We start from the raw sequence: 14,771 nt of genomic DNA, 5'->3' as shown, positions 1-14,771 counted from the left end.
TATTCCGCTCACGCTTTGCCCGACCATGCTTTCCCCGATTGCGGACCGCCTGGCAAGACTGAAGGATTGGATCTGCTAGCTCGCGTCGATCAGCACCGTACTCTCCGACGACCAGCGCAGCACCACCTGTTGTCCTTCCGCCAGCTTTTCGATGCCGGTGTTCTGCACGATGACCTTGATTGTCTGGCCATCGCGATCGACAAAATACGTGCTGTTGTTGCCGGCGAAGATACGCTTGGAGACCCGCCCCGTGAGCATGTTGGCATGGGCTCGGTCCGGAACGCCGGCATTGGTGGCGATGCGGATCCGTTCGGGCCGCACGGCGCAGCTCGCCTTCATGCCGGCGACAAGCGTAGCCCCCGCGCCTGCGGCAATCCCTGTTCCGTCAGGCAGCCGGATGCCCGTACCAGTGGCGTTGCCGCGAAGGATGTTGGCGTCGCCCAGGAAGGTGGCGGCAAACTCACTCTTCGGCCGATCGTAGATCTCCTCGGGCGGACCTTCCTGCACCAGCTTGCCGTCGCGCAGAATGCCGATACGGTCGCTCATCGTCAGCGCTTCTTCTTGGTCGTGGGTGACGAAGATGGTGGTGATGCCGATCTCGCGCTGGATGCGCTTGAGCTCGATCTGCATGTCGACGCGCAGCGCCTTATCCAGCGCGCCGAGTGGCTCGTCGAGCAACAGCACGCGCGGGCGGATGACGATCGCGCGAGCGAGCGCCACCCGTTGGCGCTGGCCGCCGGACAGCTGGTGCGGCCGGCGGCCGCCGAGCCTGCTGAGCTGCACGAGGTCGAGTGCGCGCTGCACCTCGCTGGCAATCACCGCCTTGGGCTCGCCGCGCACCGACAAGCCGAAGGCGACATTGTCGGAGACGCTCATATTGGGAAACAGCGCGTAGTTCTGGAACACCATGCCGATGCGCCGCTTCTCCACCGGCACCCGCTCGACACTTTCGCCGCCTATGGAGATGCGGCCAGAGTCGGGAAAGTCGAAGCCGGCGATCTGGCGCAGCAGCGTGGTCTTGCCGCTGCCGGAAGGACCGAGCAGGGCGTAGAACCCGCCGTCGGGGAAATCGATCGAGACATCGTCCAGCGCCTTATGCGTGCCAAAACTGCGCGATACATTCGATACCTGCACGCCCGCCATTATTTCTCTCCGCCGAATTTGAAGAAACGCGCCGTCAGCAGCATCAGCGCCATCGACACGACAATGATGATCGTTGAGACAGCATTGATCTCGGGCGTGAAACCCTTGCGGATCGCGGCGTAGATTTCGACTGGCAGCGTCGTTTGGCCGGGCGTCGACAGAAAGTAGGAGACGACGAACTGGTCGAAGGACACGGCGAAGGCGAACAGCCCACCGGCAATGACGCCCGGCATGATCCAGGGCAGCGTGACGCGGTTCGTCACCTGCCATTGATTGGCGCCGAGCGAGCGCGCCGCCTCTTCCAACTCGGGCGCGAAGGTCTGCAGCCGGGCCGATACGACGACGATGACATAGGGCAGTGCAAGCGCGACGTGGCCGAGCAGGATGGCGAACAGGCCGCGCCCAATGCCGACGCCGAAGAAGAAGATCAACATCGCCGTGCCGGTGATCAGCCACGGAATGGCGATTGGCGGAAACAGCAGCACCTGCAGGAATTTCTTGCCGCGAAACTCATACCGGTAGAGCGCCAGTGACGCCGCCGAACCAAGCAAGACGCAGATGATGGTGGTGATGACTGCGATTTCGACGCTGTTCCAAGTGGCTGCGATAAGCTCGTCGTTCTGCCACAACGAGGCGTACCATTCCGTCGTCCATGCGAACGGCAGCTGGTAGAAGGGCGAAACGTTGAAAGACATCAGCGCCATGATGATGATGGGCACATAGAGGAAGGCGAGCAACAGCCAGATGTACAGTCGGCCGAGCCATTCGAGGACACGTGTCGTCGCCATCACGTAGCCCTACGCAGCACCGGCGAGGCAACCGCCAGGATGACGAGCACGACGGCCAACAGGATAAAGGAGAGCGCAGCACCCAGCGGCCAGTTGAACACAGCGACGAACTGGTCCTCGATGACAGTGCCATAAAAGGTGCCGGTACGGCCGCCGAGGATGCGCGGTTCCATGAACGAGCCAACGACCGGCACGAAGATGAGTGCTGCGCCCGCCACTAGGCCCGGCATCGACAGCGGAATGATGACCCGCTTCAGCACCTGCAGCCGCGAGGCGCCGAGCGAGCGCCCGGCCTCGATCAGCGAGTCATCGATGGCCTGCAGGGTCAGATAGCAGGTCAGCACCATGTAAGGCACGTAGGAGTGCACCAGCCCGATGATGACGGCCGGATAGGAATACATGAGATCAATGTTGATCTTGAATGGCAGCACGGCGTTGAGCGCGGTGTCGAGAATGCCCCCTTCACGCAGCACCATCGCCCAGGAGAAGATGCGCACCAGCCCGTTCGACCAGAACGGCAGGATGACAAGCAGGAAAATCGCCTCGCGGCTTCGCCCTTTCAGCACCTTGGCCAGCACATAAGCGGCGGGATAACCGATGACGATGCACCACAGCGTCACCTCGAGGCCGAGGCGCAGTGAGGCCACAAGCAATGTCAGGTAAAGGCTTTGTGAAAAGAAGGCGGCATAGTTTTCGAGCGTGAATGCCCACGGCTTTCCCGACAGCGGCAGGTCGGTCATGAAGGAAAAGAACACCATTGCAGAGAGCGGCAGGAAAATTGCAACCGTCAGCCAGAGATAGGCAGGCGCCAGCAGCGGCAGGGCCGATCTCAGCTCGTTGCGCGACGCGGCTGCAACCTGTACTGCCATGACAATCTCCTCCCAGGACGGGAAGGATCAGCCGACACGATGGTCGGCTGATCGCGGCTTTTGCTGTTACTTCACGTCGACCTTGAGCTGCTGCCAGAGCGACAGATAGGCTTCGCGCTGGGCGTCTGTGATCGGCGCCTGGAACTGGATGCGCTTGGCGACTGCCGGGTCACCCATCACCTTGCGGTTGAACGCATCCGAGGGAAGTGCTTCCACAGCCTTGGTGTTGGCGGATACGGGGGCTCCGACCTTGGTGACCCATTCGACATAGAACTTCGGGTCGATCATGTAGTTGATGAAGGCCTCGGCGCCGGCGACATTCTTGGATCCGACCGGAATGGAGAAGGCGTCGAGCCAGGCGACGGCGCCCTCCTGCGGGATCACGAGCGCGACCGGCAGCTTGAAATGGGTCTTGGCGCGGTCGGCCGAGCCGCTCCAATAGGTGCCGATGTCGATCTGGTTAGAGGCAGCCATCTGGTTCCAGTCGTTCTCCGAGCTCCAGAACGTCTTGATCTGCGGCATCAGCGAAGTGAGCTTCGCCTTGACCGCCTCCATATCCTTGATGTCGTTGATGTTCTGGCCGGTGGCAATGGCGCCGAACTGCACCGCCTCGACGGCATCATCACGGATGGTGACGCGGCCCTTGTGATCGGGATCCCACATTTCGGCGATGCTGGTCGGCGGCTTGTCGAAGGATTTTTCGTTGATGGCGAGCGCCGTCAGTCCCCAGACCCAAGGTACCCCATAGACCTTGCCGTCATGGACGAGCATCGGCGAACTCGCCTTGTCCTTGCTGATGTCGGCATAGTTCGGCAGCTTGGATGTGTCGATCGGCTGGATCAGCTTTTCCGCCATTGCCTGGTCGTTGAAGGCGGCGTTGATCATAACGACGTCGTAGAGGCCGGGATTGGTCCTGAGCTTGGTCAGCATTTCCTGTTCGGAATTGAAGAAGTCGTTGACGACCTTGTTGCCGGTCGCCTTCTCGAACGCCTCGACGGCCCACGGCTCGTCGGCGCCGTAGCCCTTCCAGTTGAGTACGTGCACCTCGTCGGCCTTGGCGGCAAATGCGAGTGCGGAGGTGAAGACGGCGGCCGCCGTCAGCAGGGCAGTCAAGTGGGGCATGCGCATGTTCGTTCCTCTCTGTGTTTGCCCGCTTCCCGGGCTTTGTCAGGCTGTCGGGCGTTTGGCCTCTTGCTTCCGGCCATGGAGGCCGATCGGCGGACCGCCGGCATGGCTTAGGAATGTCCGGATGTCGCAGTCGGTCGGCGCTGATGAACCACCGTGGCGGGTGACGGAAATGGCCGCCGCCGCATTGGCGTAGCGCGCTGCCTCAAAAGGCGGCATGCCGCGCGCCAGCGCGCTGACGAAGGCGCCGATATGGGTATCCCCGGCGCCGTTGGTGTCGATGGCATCGACCTGGAAGCCGGCAATCGTTTTCGCCGAGCCATCGGCCAGCCGCACGTGGCAGCCTTTCGCCCCGGCGCGAATGACGACGCCGACGGCCTTCGGGGAGTGGTCTCTTAGAAGCCGTGACGCGAGTGTCTCGACACCGCCCGGACCGGCAATCGCGGTCGCTTCCGTCGTGTTGCAGCTCAACCAGGTGGTGCGGGCGAGTATCCGCGACAGGATATGGCGAGGAATGTCGGTGATAACAGGTGTTGGGTCGAGGACAAGCGGTGTGTCGGCCGGAAGTGCCTCGATCCAGTCAACAATCGCGTCTCGGCTTCCCGGGTAGCTAAGCGTATAGCCGGAGGTGAACACCCAATCCCCCGGTGCGACCGAGACGGGCGCCATCATGTCAAGGCTCAGCACACTCTCCGCACCAGGCCATGAGACGAAGGTGCGCTCGGCATCGCTGCTGATCATGGCGACGCAATTGCCACTGTCCATAACCGACGATGGCGGCGTGAGTGTCTCGATTCCCTCAGTTGCTAAGGCCGTGCGCAGGAAGTCGCCATTGGGTCCGCTGCCGAGCTGGCCGCCGAACACCACCTTCATGCCGGTGCGGCTGGCTGCGACCATCATGTTGAAGCCGCCGCCGGCGACTTGTGCATAGCTCGACGCGGTCTTCTCCGTGCCCGGTGCCGGCAAGGCATCGATATGGTAGACATAGTCGACCACCGCGCTGCCGACATGGACGAGACGCCCCTTCATGCCGCCGCATCCTTGCCGGTGCTGGTCTTGTCCGCACGGCCCCTAGACGTCCGCGCCGCAACAAGGTCGGCGGCGAGCGCGCTAACCTCCGTCATGTCGATACCCTTGAGGTCTGCAATGCGGTTCTGAGGCAATCGGGAAAGGCCGGTGCAGGCACCGGCCATGCCGGCCGCGATGGCGCCGATCGTGTCGGTGTCGCCACCGAGATTGGCGCTGATGACTGCCGCCTGCCAGGGATCGCCACGGGCGACTTCCAGCACCGCGAATGCAGCCGGAACGGATTCCTGACTGGCGACACCGGTGCCGACCAGATCGGTGATCAGCCGGATCGCGTCCTTCGTCGCCTTGCCGCGTACGAGCTCCTGCGCCCACCCAATACGCGCGGCGATGTCACCGCCGGTCACCCAATTGCCGAGCGTCGCTCCTCGTCTCGCTGCCGCGATGGCGCTGTCGGAAGCGGCGCGCCAGTCACCGCCAGCGATGCCGCGACTGATGGCGGCAGCGACCGCTGCCGCCGAAGCGATTGCGATTGACGTGTTGTGCGTCGCCCTGCAAGTTTCGGCCACTTTGCCGACCAGTGCGTCAAGCGGCTCTGGCGGCATCATGATGCCGACTGGCGCGATGCGCATGGCTGCACCATTTGTGTCGCCGCTGCGTCCCGCTTCCTCGGCTGGCATACCGTTATTGATGGCGTCGATGGCGCGTTTGGTCGATGGTCCCAGCAGATCGTAGCTGCCGCGCGCCTTGACATCGCGTTCCCAGTCGAGCAGCGCGTTGACCCACCGCGCATGGTCGAACCGATTACCGGATTCGACCAGGATACGGCCAAGCAGAAGTGCCTGTTCTGTGTCGTCGGTGATCGTTCCGGCCGGGAGTCCCTTCGACACCGGATGGTCGGCGAAAGGAGCAATGAAGTCCTCGACATGACCGTAGAGTTCGGCAATCCGCGCCGGCGACAAAAGCTGCGTCGGCATTCCCAGCGCATCTCCCAGTGCCCCGCCCACAAGCGCTCCCATGGCCCGATCGGTTATGCTCCCGGTGTCGTCCGGCATCACTCAGAACCTCATATGCAGCGCAAAATGCGCCGGGTTGAGCAGGCTGGTCACATATTCGATCGGCCGGTCATCGGCGGCGCGGGTCAACCGACGACCGCGCAGGAACGGCGTGCCTTGCGGGCAGCCGAGGATTGCGGCGTCCTCTGGGTTGAGCATTTCGATGCCGACCCATTCCTCGCCATGGTCGGGAATGAGGCCGGCGCCGCGAAGCGTCTGGTGCAGGGAACCTTCGCGCAGGCCGCGCAACGGCACGTCCTCCAGTTCGGGTGACAATGGCAGGCGGCTGCGCTCGATTGAGATAGCGTGGCCGTCGCTGGCATTGGTTCGCACCCGATCGACAGCGATGAAAAACGGGTTTTCTATTCCAAGCAGTGCGGCAAGATCGGGGTCCTCGATCACCTCGAGCCGCAGTGTCCGCGTTTCGGCATTGGCGCCGGCGTTGGCGAGCGCCCGCGACCAGCCGATTGAGTCATCAACGGGCTTGCCATCGAAGGTGACGAAAGAGCCGATGCCGACCTTGGTGGTGATCAGCCCGCGGCTGGAAAGTTCCTCGAGGCCCTTGCGGACGGTGTTGCGGCTGACGGAGAAACGCTGGACGAGCTCGTTCTCGCTTTGCAGCCGGTCGCCGAAGCCGAGGACACCGGAGCGGATTTCCTGTTCGAGAACGGTGGCGATCTGTTCGGGCTTGCCCGTGCCGGGAGACGATGGAACCACGCGGCGGACCATAGGCATACCTGTTCATTGCACCTGTATAGTCCTGTGCAATGTATCTGCAAAGCCAGCTCTGTCAACCGACGGCGGAGGGGCCACACAGATAAACCAAGCTGCTTGATGATACCCTGTGGCCGTGAAGGCCATGCGAGGTGCGGCGGGCGAACGGGGTCGCTGGAGATGTCACTGTTCGCTGCTGGAAGACCCCTCGACTACCCCGTCACCATCTGCAGAATGGGGCAGAATGCCGAAGTCGCGCGACTTGGTCCCATGCGCCGCCGTCAGGAAACCATCGGCTGTGAGACCTCGCCTCAAAAGCTCACGTACCGCGGCCGACCGGCTCGGCATGCGCTTGTCGAAGCGCCAGTTCTCCAACGCCGCCAGTTCATCGACGGTCAGCATGATCTGCAATCGTTCCGGGCGTTCCAGTTCGGACATCTCGGCCTCCAGTCATACCAGCCTAAATGCAGCTGAGTTAGTATGTTCCTAATTTTCTGTAGAATTAGGTACGTGAGCAGAATACGTCAAGACCTTCAGATGTGTGAGTCATGCAGAAGTCCGATGAAGCGGATCAAGTATCAAATGGGCAATCAACAAAATACGCTAACTATTTGATATAAAATGGTTTTTTAAGGATTTCGCTTGCCAATCGCGAGCCTTGGGCGCATGGTAGAACCCAAGGGACAAACCGCTCCTGAAGGGAAGGTTTTCCATGCGCTACGGATTTTCGGTTCGCCTGCACGAAGACGTCAGTTCCCGAGTTCGAGCTACATTGCGGTCCGGGATTGCCATCAATCTGACTGCTGTCGCCGAAGCCGTGCGACTGCAGAACCTCGCCGAGAATGTTGCGCGCGAAGACATTGAATGGCTCGTCATGCAAGCCGCCCAACTCCAAGGCGCAGCTATCGAGTTCGACGGCTTCGCGGAAGCCGATCTGGCGGAGTTTGCATGCACTCAGCTGATGCAAAGCAGCCCCGTAGTGGGCGGGGATGCCGTGGAAGACAGAGCGGCCGCTCCGCCGGATCTTGGCCGTCAGACGCATTGAGGCGCAAGCTCTTTCGAGCCCCGCCATGCTCCGCCACGTGCTCGGCAAAAAAGCCCGCCGCCGCAATGGCGGGCTTTGGACTGCTGGAGGTTTGGTGGACGAAGGCCTCTCGGCCCGGTCCGACATTTCATCCGATGTATTCGCCTTAGCGGCGAGCGATCAGCAGGCACAATTGGCGCAGATCGCTGTCGTAAGTGCCTTCGCTGCCGAGCACGTCAACGCAGCGCTTCTTCATCCTGGCCAACTTGTCGCCCGACATGTCGGCAACGACCTGGGGCAAGCTGGGATTGTTGGGGTTGCTGGGATTGGACGGGCTGCTCGGATTGCTTCCACCACCGATCCCGACACCGGCGCCGACATTGATGCCACTGCCGACCCTGACCCCGGCGCCAGCGTTAACGCCGCTGCCTACCGCGGCGCCCGCCGCGATGCCACTGGAACCGCCGATCGTCGCGCCGGCACCGGCGTTGATGCCGCTTCTGGCCCCGACCGATGCGCCGGCGCCCGCGGCGATGCCGCTGGAACCGCCAATCGTTGCGCCGGCACCGGTGTTAATGCCGCCGCTGCCGCCCACCGAGGCACCGAGGCGTGCCTTGATGCCGCCGCTGCCGCCAACCGCTGCGCCGGCACCGGCGGTGATGCCGCCGCGATCGCCAACCGTCGCGCCGGCACCGGCGTTGATGCCGCCGTTGCCGCCGATGGACGTTCCAACGCCAACGGCAATTCCGTTCGCGGCATTTACCGGCATCGAGAGCATGAAAAGCACTGCGCTGCCTGCCACCGCACCGGTGATTGTTTTGATCTTGATGGTCATAACATCCTCCTTGCTGTAGTTGCGCTGAGCAGCCCGCGAACTCGCCGGTTGCATTACGCCCTAAGTGCAAGGAAGAAGATCGGTTTCTTTGCCGATCCAATTATTGGCCTCATGGTAAATGTTCAAAGAACAGCCGCGTGAAATTTGTAGTGAAATTTTCCGAAAGTTTTGCTTCGGGATGGCCTCTACCGGTTGAAGCGATGCGAGTGTAAGCTGATGGGCGCCGGGACAGAAGAACGTCGCGCAACCGTCGGCAGCTAAAATAAGGCGAATTCCTAATCTGCAAACAACAACATCAAACCGACCAACGCTAATAGAACAACGGGCCGAGAAGATCCGCGCTGCGCGGGTTTGCTTCACCGTGCTGCGTCATTTTTGCCGGAACCTTTCCATCACCCGTGTTGCTTTCTCTGTAGTCGCCACATGATGATAACCGAACGATGGAGATCAACATGCTTACGAAAATCCTGACAGCCTCCATACTTGCAGCCGGTCTGGCGACCGCAGCGATGGCCCAGAATGCCGGCTCGGACAACAATGCGCCTGGCAGCGAGAAGAGCATCGTCGTCCAGCCCAAGCCGAACGGTATTGACCCTGGCACGACCAGCAGCACGATGGGGACGACGGGTGCCATGAACTCCAATGCGGATGAAAACTGCCCTGCAACCCCGCAAGGAGCTCAACCCGATGCGTCCAACAAGCCTGCCGGGACGGTTTCACCGACTGTCAACGACAACAATTGCGGTAAGTAGTTAGCCGCACCAATCGGGCCTACCATCGCGCGTGGGCTTGCGGCGGCGGGACCGGTCAGGACTGGTTCTGCTGCCGATCACGGAACGACGTGCACGAGCGCCAAGACGATGGGCCCGACCAACCGCGAGATCTAGCGTTGGAATCAAATCCGCTCGAGTTCACGCTTTGCGTGGTCGCGCCTTGGGTTTGGTTCCGTCCTTGGCGGCCGGCGCCGGCTTAGGCTGACGTGCTTTCGGCTTCGGCCGGCTGGCGGTCTCTGTCGTGGCGATTTCTGCGTCGATTTCGGCGGTAGCCTGATCCCAATGCTGCTGATGCGCCCCGTCGGGCCTGCCTGCCTGTTCCCAGATCGCGTGTGCCCGCTGGCGAATCCGTTCCTGCCTGTCCGTCACTGTTGCCTCCGTCGGCTCGGTTCATGCGTAAGCAACTTTGTTCTAGCTGAAATTTCGACCGGCGTCTTGAGCGCTAGGCAACAGCGTCATTGAACCTCTCTGTCACACAGGACGGCGACGCCGAGAAGCGCCGCCTTCTTGATGATCAGCCCTTCAAGGTCGGCGTCCGAGCGCTCGGTTCCGGTGCGTTCGCGCAACAGTGCAATCGCCGCCTTCATCGACAGCAGGCCATCGCCTCGTTCAGCAAGCAGTTTGTCGACGGCGGCGGCCACGTTGACCGGCTCGACATGCGGCAGCATGGGAATGGCTCCTTTCCTTGTTTCGAAACGACAGAGCTCCATCCCGATCGCTCAGGATGGAGCTCTGATTGGTTATTAGACCGTGACCTTTCCCAATCCGGTTCGCGGTTTGGGAACGCCGATCACTCGATGACCTGCACGATCTTGCGAGTGCCTGGGTCGACGAGCACTGTGCGATTGCCGACGACGACGTATCTGTACTGCACGTCGGGAACATCGATCGGTTGCAGCTCGACCGTATCGGGCAACGTGGAACCGATATTGAGCTCCACCCCCAGAAGACTGATCGACGCCAACGGGTGCTTGTGGACGTATTCGCGGATGACCGTCTGCTGTTCGGGCGTGACAATCACCTGGTCCGCGGTGGCCACGCCGACGCCGGCGAGCAACACCAATCCCGCCGCGGCAGGAACAAGGTGGATTTTCATCGTCTACTCCTGTTGTTGCGGGCCTCGCCTTTATGGTTGCGACACGGCATTCCGGTCGAAGCGGCGAACCCTCTACGCAAACGCCCACGCCACCTTGTTGTTCCGTAAGTGGCGGCTAATCGAATGGCGGTGAAGTGCCGTGCGGTGCGGCGAATGGACTGCGGATGAGCTGCGGTGGCCCGCGTCGCAAGACGCGGGCCGATCGGTCTCCCGATCAGCAGCGATACCGGAGGGGGTGATATCGGCTGCGTCTAAAACAACATTTAGGACAAGCTAATGTTCCTAGGCCACTGCAACAAACCTGCCGGCTCGAACGGCGCGGCGTTACCGCCCCGTCGCAGCGCCATGGACAGCCCCTGTGGCAGCAAATGAAGCGGCTACTGCTTGGGCGGCTGTGGCGGCACCTCGCCGGGCTTGATCACCGGGGTCTTGCCGTCATTCGGCGGTGGCGCCGCCATGCCCTGATCGCCCGTTGGCGGCGGCTTCAGCACCCCACCGCATGGCTCGAGCATATCGGACAAATTGTTGCCGGCCGGCTTCTGCTGCTGGCTGTTCTTGTCCGGCGGCTCGACCTTGCAGCGGTCGAATTGCGACTGTTCGCCCGGCTGCGCGGACGCCGGCACCGCCAGTACCAGCGCGCCTAGCATGTACGGCAAGAAAATGAGCGGTCTCATGTCGAGCTCCTTTCGCGCTGACTTGTGAAGCCAGGCAGTCGCGATTGGTTCCGTCGTGCGGCAATGCGCCCGGACCGCAGTGGCCCCGGGAACGGGAACCGGCCGCCAGACTTATGAGTTCAACCACTGAGCCAATTCAGGGCCGCTGACATTATGGAGAACCAGCGATGGAACCGCGCAGGAAAGAACGAACCGACGACGAGACGGAGAGCCCGACCATCCAGCAACAGGACTGGGATGCCATCCGGAGCGGGAGAATTCTCCCAGACGGCGTGCCGCAAAACGGCGACATCCGTTACGACGTCGAGGAAGACGGCGAACTGCCCGAGGAGGACGACGATAACGCTTACCAGGAAAGCGACGAGGCCTTGCTTGACGATACCGATGAACGCGTCATTTCGCGCGATCTCGCACGCGAAGGTGGTCCTTTCGACGAGGAGTGAGCCACCGCCTTTCGCACTCTGCGTCGGCGGCCGGATGAAAGCCCCTGCTTTCAATTCGGGAGATCGAAGACCGGCTCCTGGCAGCGATAGACCAGACATTGACCGTCACGCGTCTTGATATAAGCGGCGCCCGGCACCTGCGGCCAGTCGCATTCGTTGCCGAATTGGCGGACGTATCGGTCGTAGGTGTTCTGTCCGGTGGTCAGCACCACCGAGCGATGCCTCTGGATCAGAAGCTGTGTCTGTTCGCACGTCATCGCGCGGCTGTCCGGCCGGGCATGGGCCGTCGCGGCAAACAGAAGCGCCCCGACTGTCAGGACTGCCGCTTGTGTCAGGACTCTGGCAAGCATGACCACCATCTCCCGTGAAGCCTAACGCGCATCTTGGTCTGGCAAGCGCCGGATCGAGCCGCCCTGTCGCGAAGTAAAGATCGTACAGAATGCGAGGAAAAATGCAAAAAAGCCCGCCGCCCCTTTCGGCGCGGCGGGCTCCAGCTGAACGTCACTATTTCGTCGGGCTTGGGCGGCTTACTCCTCCTTCACCGGCCCGAACCGGCGCACGATCATTTCGAAGACGATGTCCGATAAGGCCGATAGGCGGCAAGCTGGTTAGTGCGGCGCCTCCGGTCCAACTCCGCCAGCAGGCTGAGATATTCCTTCCTTGCCGCCCGGCTGTGCGAGGCCTTTTGCGGGGCCCGGTCTTTCGAGAAACGGCCGGAGGACGGCTTCGAGGCCGCGGATGCGCTGCCTGATTTCGTCATCGCTCAATGCATCCAGATTGTTGATGTTGACACTAAGATCCTTGGGCAGCACCGACAGCACGAGCTTCAGGTACTGGTCGGGCTTTTCGGCGCGCACCTCGGCGATGACGCCGGCGCCATGGGCGCGGAAATCGGCGCGGATCGCTTCGAGGAAGCCGTCGGCCAGCGTCTTCTTCGCCCGCTTGGTTCGGCCGGACTTGCCGGGTGCCTGATCGTGCGGCAGCGGATCGCCGGCGGAAGGAGCCTTGGCCATGCCCTACTCCGCCGTCCCGGCGGAGATCGCCGGCTTCTTGTTGCCTGGCCGCACGATGCGCCTGCGCGGCTTCGCCTTCTTGCCGGCGCGTGCCGACTTCGGCTTCCGCAGCTGGCTTGCCGGTTTCGCATCAGTCGCCGTGCCAGGCCTCATCGCACCGGCGTCAGGCAAGGCACTCAGCCTTGCCCTGAGAATTGCCGCCGCCTTGCCGTCGAGTGCTCCCAACGGGAAGCCGAAGCCGCCGACCGCATCGACGGTACCGCCACGCACCATGCCGATCCGCACGCCGGCGGCAACCTGCTCGAAGCGGCCATGGCGTGCATAGGGTGCGGCGCCGGCGAACTCGCCAATGGCGCTGACGACCTCTCGGCCGTCATCGTCGGTGATGATGGTGGCGTAACGGTTGGGCATGGGGGCTTCTCTGGGATGGGCGAGCGCGTTGCGGGATTCATGGTTGGTGATTTCGCGGTTCCGACGATCGTCAGGTCGCGTTCCTTCGCGCCCCTCTCTGTCCTGCCGACTTCACAGAAGGCAGCTCACGTAACGTTTGGGTCGAAAGGGAGCCTGAAACAAAAAACCCGCCTTGGCGGGCGGGTCGTTGGAGCCAATTAGCACCATACCCAGATTAGTACCATAGCTGCCGGCACAAAGCAAGAACAAAATGTGGCATCGGCGGAAAAGAATGCACTGACGACCTCGCACCTCGTCGGTGAACGGCGCGAAAAGGCGGGGCATTGCGTGAGACTTGCGTTGATGGGATGGTGGTTGCGCTTGAGGGGAACGCGTCATGGGCAATGTCACCAGTCACTACGGCAGCGACGGCATCGTCGATCGCATATTGGCCGCGATCCCGGACGCCGACCCGGCCGAAAAACTCGCGGCCGCGCAACTCTATCCATTCGATCAGCTCCATGGCCGCGAACTGATCGCCACGCGGGAGCATGCGGCCCGTCTTGCTCCTTCGCCGACAGATCGGATCCTGGATATCGGCAGTGGCATTGGCGGGCCGGCAAGGTTTCTGGCCTCGACCTATGGCTGCCAGGTCGACGGCATCGACCTGACACCGGCCTTTGTCGCCGCATCGAGCCGACTGACCGCACTCAGCGGATTGTCTGACAAGGTTAGCTTCCATCAAGCCGACGCGACGAAACTGCCTTTTGGCGACAGCACCTTCGATGCGGCGATCTGCTTCTATGTCGGCATGAACATCGAGAACAAGGCCGCGGTCATCGACGAGGCCCGGCGTGTGCTGAAACCGCGAGGCAGGCTGATCTGGACCGAAGCCGTGCTCGCGGGTGGCGAGCCATACTATCCCATGCCCTGGGCGGTTTCGCCGGCGACCAGTCACCTCGCCGATCGGGAAAAATTGAAAGCCCTGTTTGTCGATGCCGGATTCCGCATCGACGAGATCGTCGACGAAACCGGCGAACATGTTGAGCTGGCGCTGAAGAGAGCCAATTCCGGCATCGTGCCCTCGCCGGCCCAGCAGCAGGCAAATGAAGTCGTCATGGGCACGGAATTCCTGCAGCGCCGCCGTAACTACATCCGAAGCCTGAGTGACGGAAAGCTCGCCTCGCTCGCCGTGATCGTCTCCAAACCGGCCTGAAACAAAAACCCCGCCTCGGCGGGCGGGTCGTTGGAGCCAATTAGCACCATACCCAAATTAGTAGCATAGCTGCCGGCACAAAGCAAGAACAAAATTCACCTGAGACGCGAAAAAATGTGAGAATACCCTCGCCTAAGCCACCGCCGCCCGACCGGTCCTAGACCTGCCTGCCGCCCCACATTGGATCGCAACGCGCGCTGACGCGTTTGAACCCTAGCCAATGGGAGCAAAAGCCATGAACGTCGCCAATCTGCAACTCGAAGGCCTGCTGATGGCCATCGCATCGATCAATCAGGTCCTGGTCCGCAAGGGCGTGCTCTCCGTCGAGGAGATAGACATCGCATTGCGCAAGGCCGAAGCCAGCGAGACCAACGAGGAAAGGTCCGAAGGCATGTCGGCGTCAAGCCGCGACGCCGTCAACTTCCCGATCCGACTGCTGGAGTTGGCCAATCAATGTCAGCCGGAGACGGACATGCCGTCTTTCTCGAAACTGGCGCGCATGGTCGGTCAGATCAAGGAACCTTACAACGACCAGATGTGACGCGGCGATCATAACTGACGCAGCGATCGGAGTTGACACAGCGATA

21 protein-coding genes are annotated in these 14,771 nt (G+C 61.9%); 5 read left to right on the top strand and 16 right to left on the bottom strand.

Going from position 1 to position 14,771, the window contains the following annotated elements; all coding sequences use genetic code 11:
* Positions 1-75: 75 nt before the first annotated feature.
* The 8 genes from NKH13_RS12730 to NKH13_RS12695 form a co-directional block, all read right to left on the bottom strand.
* Positions 76-1,143, bottom strand: a complete 1,068-nt coding sequence (locus tag NKH13_RS12730; protein WP_352912658.1) for an ABC transporter ATP-binding protein — start codon at positions 1,141-1,143, stop codon at positions 76-78.
* Positions 1,143-1,931: an ABC transporter permease gene (locus NKH13_RS12725; RefSeq protein WP_352912657.1), complete on the bottom strand. Its 789-nt coding sequence runs from the start codon at positions 1,929-1,931 to the stop codon at positions 1,143-1,145. Before NKH13_RS12725 ends, NKH13_RS12730 begins: the two co-directional genes overlap by 1 nt.
* Positions 1,931-2,800, bottom strand: a complete 870-nt coding sequence (locus NKH13_RS12720) for an ABC transporter permease (RefSeq protein WP_352912656.1) — start codon at positions 2,798-2,800, stop codon at positions 1,931-1,933. Before NKH13_RS12720 ends, NKH13_RS12725 begins: the two co-directional genes overlap by 1 nt.
* Before the next feature lie 66 nt (positions 2,801-2,866).
* Positions 2,867-3,928, bottom strand: coding sequence for an ABC transporter substrate-binding protein (locus NKH13_RS12715; RefSeq protein WP_352912655.1), 1,062 nt, complete (start codon positions 3,926-3,928; stop codon positions 2,867-2,869).
* Positions 3,929-3,967: 39 nt separating this feature from the next.
* Positions 3,968-4,954, bottom strand: a complete 987-nt coding sequence (locus NKH13_RS12710) for a PfkB family carbohydrate kinase (protein ID WP_352717035.1) — start codon at positions 4,952-4,954, stop codon at positions 3,968-3,970.
* Complete coding sequence (locus NKH13_RS12705; RefSeq protein WP_352912654.1) at positions 4,951-6,006, bottom strand: ADP-ribosylglycohydrolase family protein; 1,056 nt, start codon at positions 6,004-6,006, stop codon at positions 4,951-4,953. Before NKH13_RS12705 ends, NKH13_RS12710 begins: the two co-directional genes overlap by 4 nt.
* A 3-nt stretch (positions 6,007-6,009) precedes the next feature.
* Complete coding sequence (locus NKH13_RS12700; RefSeq protein ID WP_352912836.1) at positions 6,010-6,735, bottom strand: GntR family transcriptional regulator; 726 nt, start codon at positions 6,733-6,735, stop codon at positions 6,010-6,012.
* A 168-nt stretch (positions 6,736-6,903) separates the two neighbouring features.
* On the bottom strand, positions 6,904-7,158 hold the full coding sequence (locus NKH13_RS12695; protein ID WP_352912653.1) for a hypothetical protein: 255 nt from the start codon (positions 7,156-7,158) through the stop codon (positions 6,904-6,906).
* A gap of 274 nt (positions 7,159-7,432) precedes the next feature.
* On the opposite strand from NKH13_RS12695, the gene NKH13_RS12690 reads away from it, so the two are divergent.
* Positions 7,433-7,765, top strand: a complete 333-nt coding sequence (locus tag NKH13_RS12690) for a hypothetical protein (RefSeq protein WP_352912652.1) — start codon at positions 7,433-7,435, stop codon at positions 7,763-7,765.
* 145 nt (positions 7,766-7,910) lie between these two features.
* Here the strand turns inward: NKH13_RS12690 and NKH13_RS12685 are convergent, their stop codons facing one another.
* On the bottom strand, positions 7,911-8,579 hold the full coding sequence (locus NKH13_RS12685; RefSeq protein ID WP_352912651.1) for a hypothetical protein: 669 nt from the start codon (positions 8,577-8,579) through the stop codon (positions 7,911-7,913).
* 440 nt (positions 8,580-9,019) lie between these two features.
* Between NKH13_RS12685 and NKH13_RS12680 the strand changes: the two genes are divergently transcribed.
* Positions 9,020-9,331, top strand: coding sequence for a hypothetical protein (locus NKH13_RS12680; protein WP_352912650.1), 312 nt, complete (start codon positions 9,020-9,022; stop codon positions 9,329-9,331).
* A gap of 159 nt (positions 9,332-9,490) precedes the next feature.
* Here NKH13_RS12680 and NKH13_RS12675 read toward each other — a convergent pair whose 3' ends face one another.
* The 4 genes from NKH13_RS12675 to NKH13_RS12660 form a co-directional block, all read right to left on the bottom strand.
* Positions 9,491-9,721: a DUF2934 domain-containing protein gene (locus NKH13_RS12675; RefSeq protein WP_352717044.1), complete on the bottom strand. Its 231-nt coding sequence runs from the start codon at positions 9,719-9,721 to the stop codon at positions 9,491-9,493.
* Between the two features lie 86 nt (positions 9,722-9,807).
* Positions 9,808-10,020 carry a hypothetical protein gene (locus NKH13_RS12670; RefSeq protein ID WP_352452715.1) on the bottom strand — a complete coding sequence of 71 codons (213 nt, stop codon included), beginning with the start codon at positions 10,018-10,020 and terminating at the stop codon, positions 9,808-9,810.
* A gap of 122 nt (positions 10,021-10,142) precedes the next feature.
* Entirely contained in the window at positions 10,143-10,448 is a 306-nt protein-coding gene (locus NKH13_RS12665; protein WP_352717046.1) for a DUF1236 domain-containing protein, read from the bottom strand.
* A 377-nt stretch (positions 10,449-10,825) separates the two neighbouring features.
* On the bottom strand, positions 10,826-11,122 hold the full coding sequence (locus NKH13_RS12660) for a hypothetical protein (protein ID WP_352912649.1): 297 nt from the start codon (positions 11,120-11,122) through the stop codon (positions 10,826-10,828).
* 167 nt (positions 11,123-11,289) lie between these two features.
* On the opposite strand from NKH13_RS12660, the gene NKH13_RS12655 reads away from it, so the two are divergent.
* Positions 11,290-11,565, top strand: a complete 276-nt coding sequence (locus tag NKH13_RS12655; RefSeq protein WP_352912648.1) for a hypothetical protein — start codon at positions 11,290-11,292, stop codon at positions 11,563-11,565.
* Between the two features lie 50 nt (positions 11,566-11,615).
* Here the strand turns inward: NKH13_RS12655 and NKH13_RS12650 are convergent, their stop codons facing one another.
* The 3 genes from NKH13_RS12650 to NKH13_RS12640 form a co-directional block, all read right to left on the bottom strand.
* Complete coding sequence (locus tag NKH13_RS12650) at positions 11,616-11,915, bottom strand: hypothetical protein (RefSeq protein WP_352465306.1); 300 nt, start codon at positions 11,913-11,915, stop codon at positions 11,616-11,618.
* 258 nt (positions 11,916-12,173) lie between these two features.
* Positions 12,174-12,578, bottom strand: a complete 405-nt coding sequence (locus tag NKH13_RS12645; protein ID WP_352717050.1) for a hypothetical protein — start codon at positions 12,576-12,578, stop codon at positions 12,174-12,176.
* Positions 12,579-12,581: 3 nt separating this feature from the next.
* A complete protein-coding gene (locus NKH13_RS12640) occupies positions 12,582-12,989 on the bottom strand; it encodes a hypothetical protein (RefSeq protein WP_352717051.1) in 408 nt (135 codons plus the stop codon).
* Positions 12,990-13,365: 376 nt separating this feature from the next.
* Between NKH13_RS12640 and NKH13_RS12635 the strand changes: the two genes are divergently transcribed.
* Together NKH13_RS12635 and NKH13_RS12630 are read left to right on the top strand one after the other, a co-directional pair.
* Complete coding sequence (locus NKH13_RS12635; protein ID WP_352717053.1) at positions 13,366-14,184, top strand: class I SAM-dependent methyltransferase; 819 nt, start codon at positions 13,366-13,368, stop codon at positions 14,182-14,184.
* A gap of 235 nt (positions 14,185-14,419) precedes the next feature.
* Positions 14,420-14,725, top strand: a complete 306-nt coding sequence (locus NKH13_RS12630; protein ID WP_023675713.1) for a hypothetical protein — start codon at positions 14,420-14,422, stop codon at positions 14,723-14,725.
* Positions 14,726-14,771 lie beyond the last annotated feature (46 nt).

Source organism: Mesorhizobium sp. M1348, from assembly GCF_040317925.1.
Classification (GTDB): Bacteria; Pseudomonadota; Alphaproteobacteria; order Rhizobiales; family Rhizobiaceae; genus Mesorhizobium.
This window is presented reverse-complemented; position numbering and strand designations above follow the sequence as displayed.

Excerpts from the sequence above, each read along its gene's own strand:
- NKH13_RS12635 (WP_352717053.1), top strand. The coding sequence starts at position 13,366 with ATGGGCAATGTCACCAGTCACTACGGCAGCGACGGCATCGTCGATCGC.
- NKH13_RS12695 (WP_352912653.1), bottom strand. The coding sequence starts at position 7,158 with ATGTCCGAACTGGAACGCCCGGAACGATTGCAGATCATGCTGACCGTC.
- NKH13_RS12715 (WP_352912655.1), bottom strand. The coding sequence starts at position 3,928 with ATGCGCATGCCCCACTTGACTGCCCTGCTGACGGCGGCCGCCGTCTTC.
- NKH13_RS12640 (WP_352717051.1), bottom strand. The coding sequence starts at position 12,989 with ATGCCCAACCGTTACGCCACCATCATCACCGACGATGACGGCCGAGAG.
- NKH13_RS12650 (WP_352465306.1), bottom strand. The coding sequence starts at position 11,915 with ATGCTTGCCAGAGTCCTGACACAAGCGGCAGTCCTGACAGTCGGGGCG.
- NKH13_RS12645 (WP_352717050.1), bottom strand. The coding sequence starts at position 12,578 with ATGGCCAAGGCTCCTTCCGCCGGCGATCCGCTGCCGCACGATCAGGCA.
- NKH13_RS12680 (WP_352912650.1), top strand. The coding sequence starts at position 9,020 with ATGGAGATCAACATGCTTACGAAAATCCTGACAGCCTCCATACTTGCA.
- NKH13_RS12700 (WP_352912836.1), bottom strand. The coding sequence starts at position 6,735 with ATGGTCCGCCGCGTGGTTCCATCGTCTCCCGGCACGGGCAAGCCCGAA.
- NKH13_RS12685 (WP_352912651.1), bottom strand. The coding sequence starts at position 8,579 with ATGACCATCAAGATCAAAACAATCACCGGTGCGGTGGCAGGCAGCGCA.
- NKH13_RS12630 (WP_023675713.1), top strand. The coding sequence starts at position 14,420 with ATGAACGTCGCCAATCTGCAACTCGAAGGCCTGCTGATGGCCATCGCA.
- NKH13_RS12690 (WP_352912652.1), top strand. The coding sequence starts at position 7,433 with ATGCGCTACGGATTTTCGGTTCGCCTGCACGAAGACGTCAGTTCCCGA.
- NKH13_RS12730 (WP_352912658.1), bottom strand. The coding sequence starts at position 1,143 with ATGGCGGGCGTGCAGGTATCGAATGTATCGCGCAGTTTTGGCACGCAT.
- NKH13_RS12710 (WP_352717035.1), bottom strand. The coding sequence starts at position 4,954 with ATGAAGGGGCGTCTCGTCCATGTCGGCAGCGCGGTGGTCGACTATGTC.
- NKH13_RS12665 (WP_352717046.1), bottom strand. The coding sequence starts at position 10,448 with ATGAAAATCCACCTTGTTCCTGCCGCGGCGGGATTGGTGTTGCTCGCC.
- NKH13_RS12725 (WP_352912657.1), bottom strand. The coding sequence starts at position 1,931 with ATGGCGACGACACGTGTCCTCGAATGGCTCGGCCGACTGTACATCTGG.
- NKH13_RS12660 (WP_352912649.1), bottom strand. The coding sequence starts at position 11,122 with ATGAGACCGCTCATTTTCTTGCCGTACATGCTAGGCGCGCTGGTACTG.
- NKH13_RS12705 (WP_352912654.1), bottom strand. The coding sequence starts at position 6,006 with ATGCCGGACGACACCGGGAGCATAACCGATCGGGCCATGGGAGCGCTT.
- NKH13_RS12670 (WP_352452715.1), bottom strand. The coding sequence starts at position 10,020 with ATGCTGCCGCATGTCGAGCCGGTCAACGTGGCCGCCGCCGTCGACAAA.
- NKH13_RS12720 (WP_352912656.1), bottom strand. The coding sequence starts at position 2,800 with ATGGCAGTACAGGTTGCAGCCGCGTCGCGCAACGAGCTGAGATCGGCC.
- NKH13_RS12655 (WP_352912648.1), top strand. The coding sequence starts at position 11,290 with ATGGAACCGCGCAGGAAAGAACGAACCGACGACGAGACGGAGAGCCCG.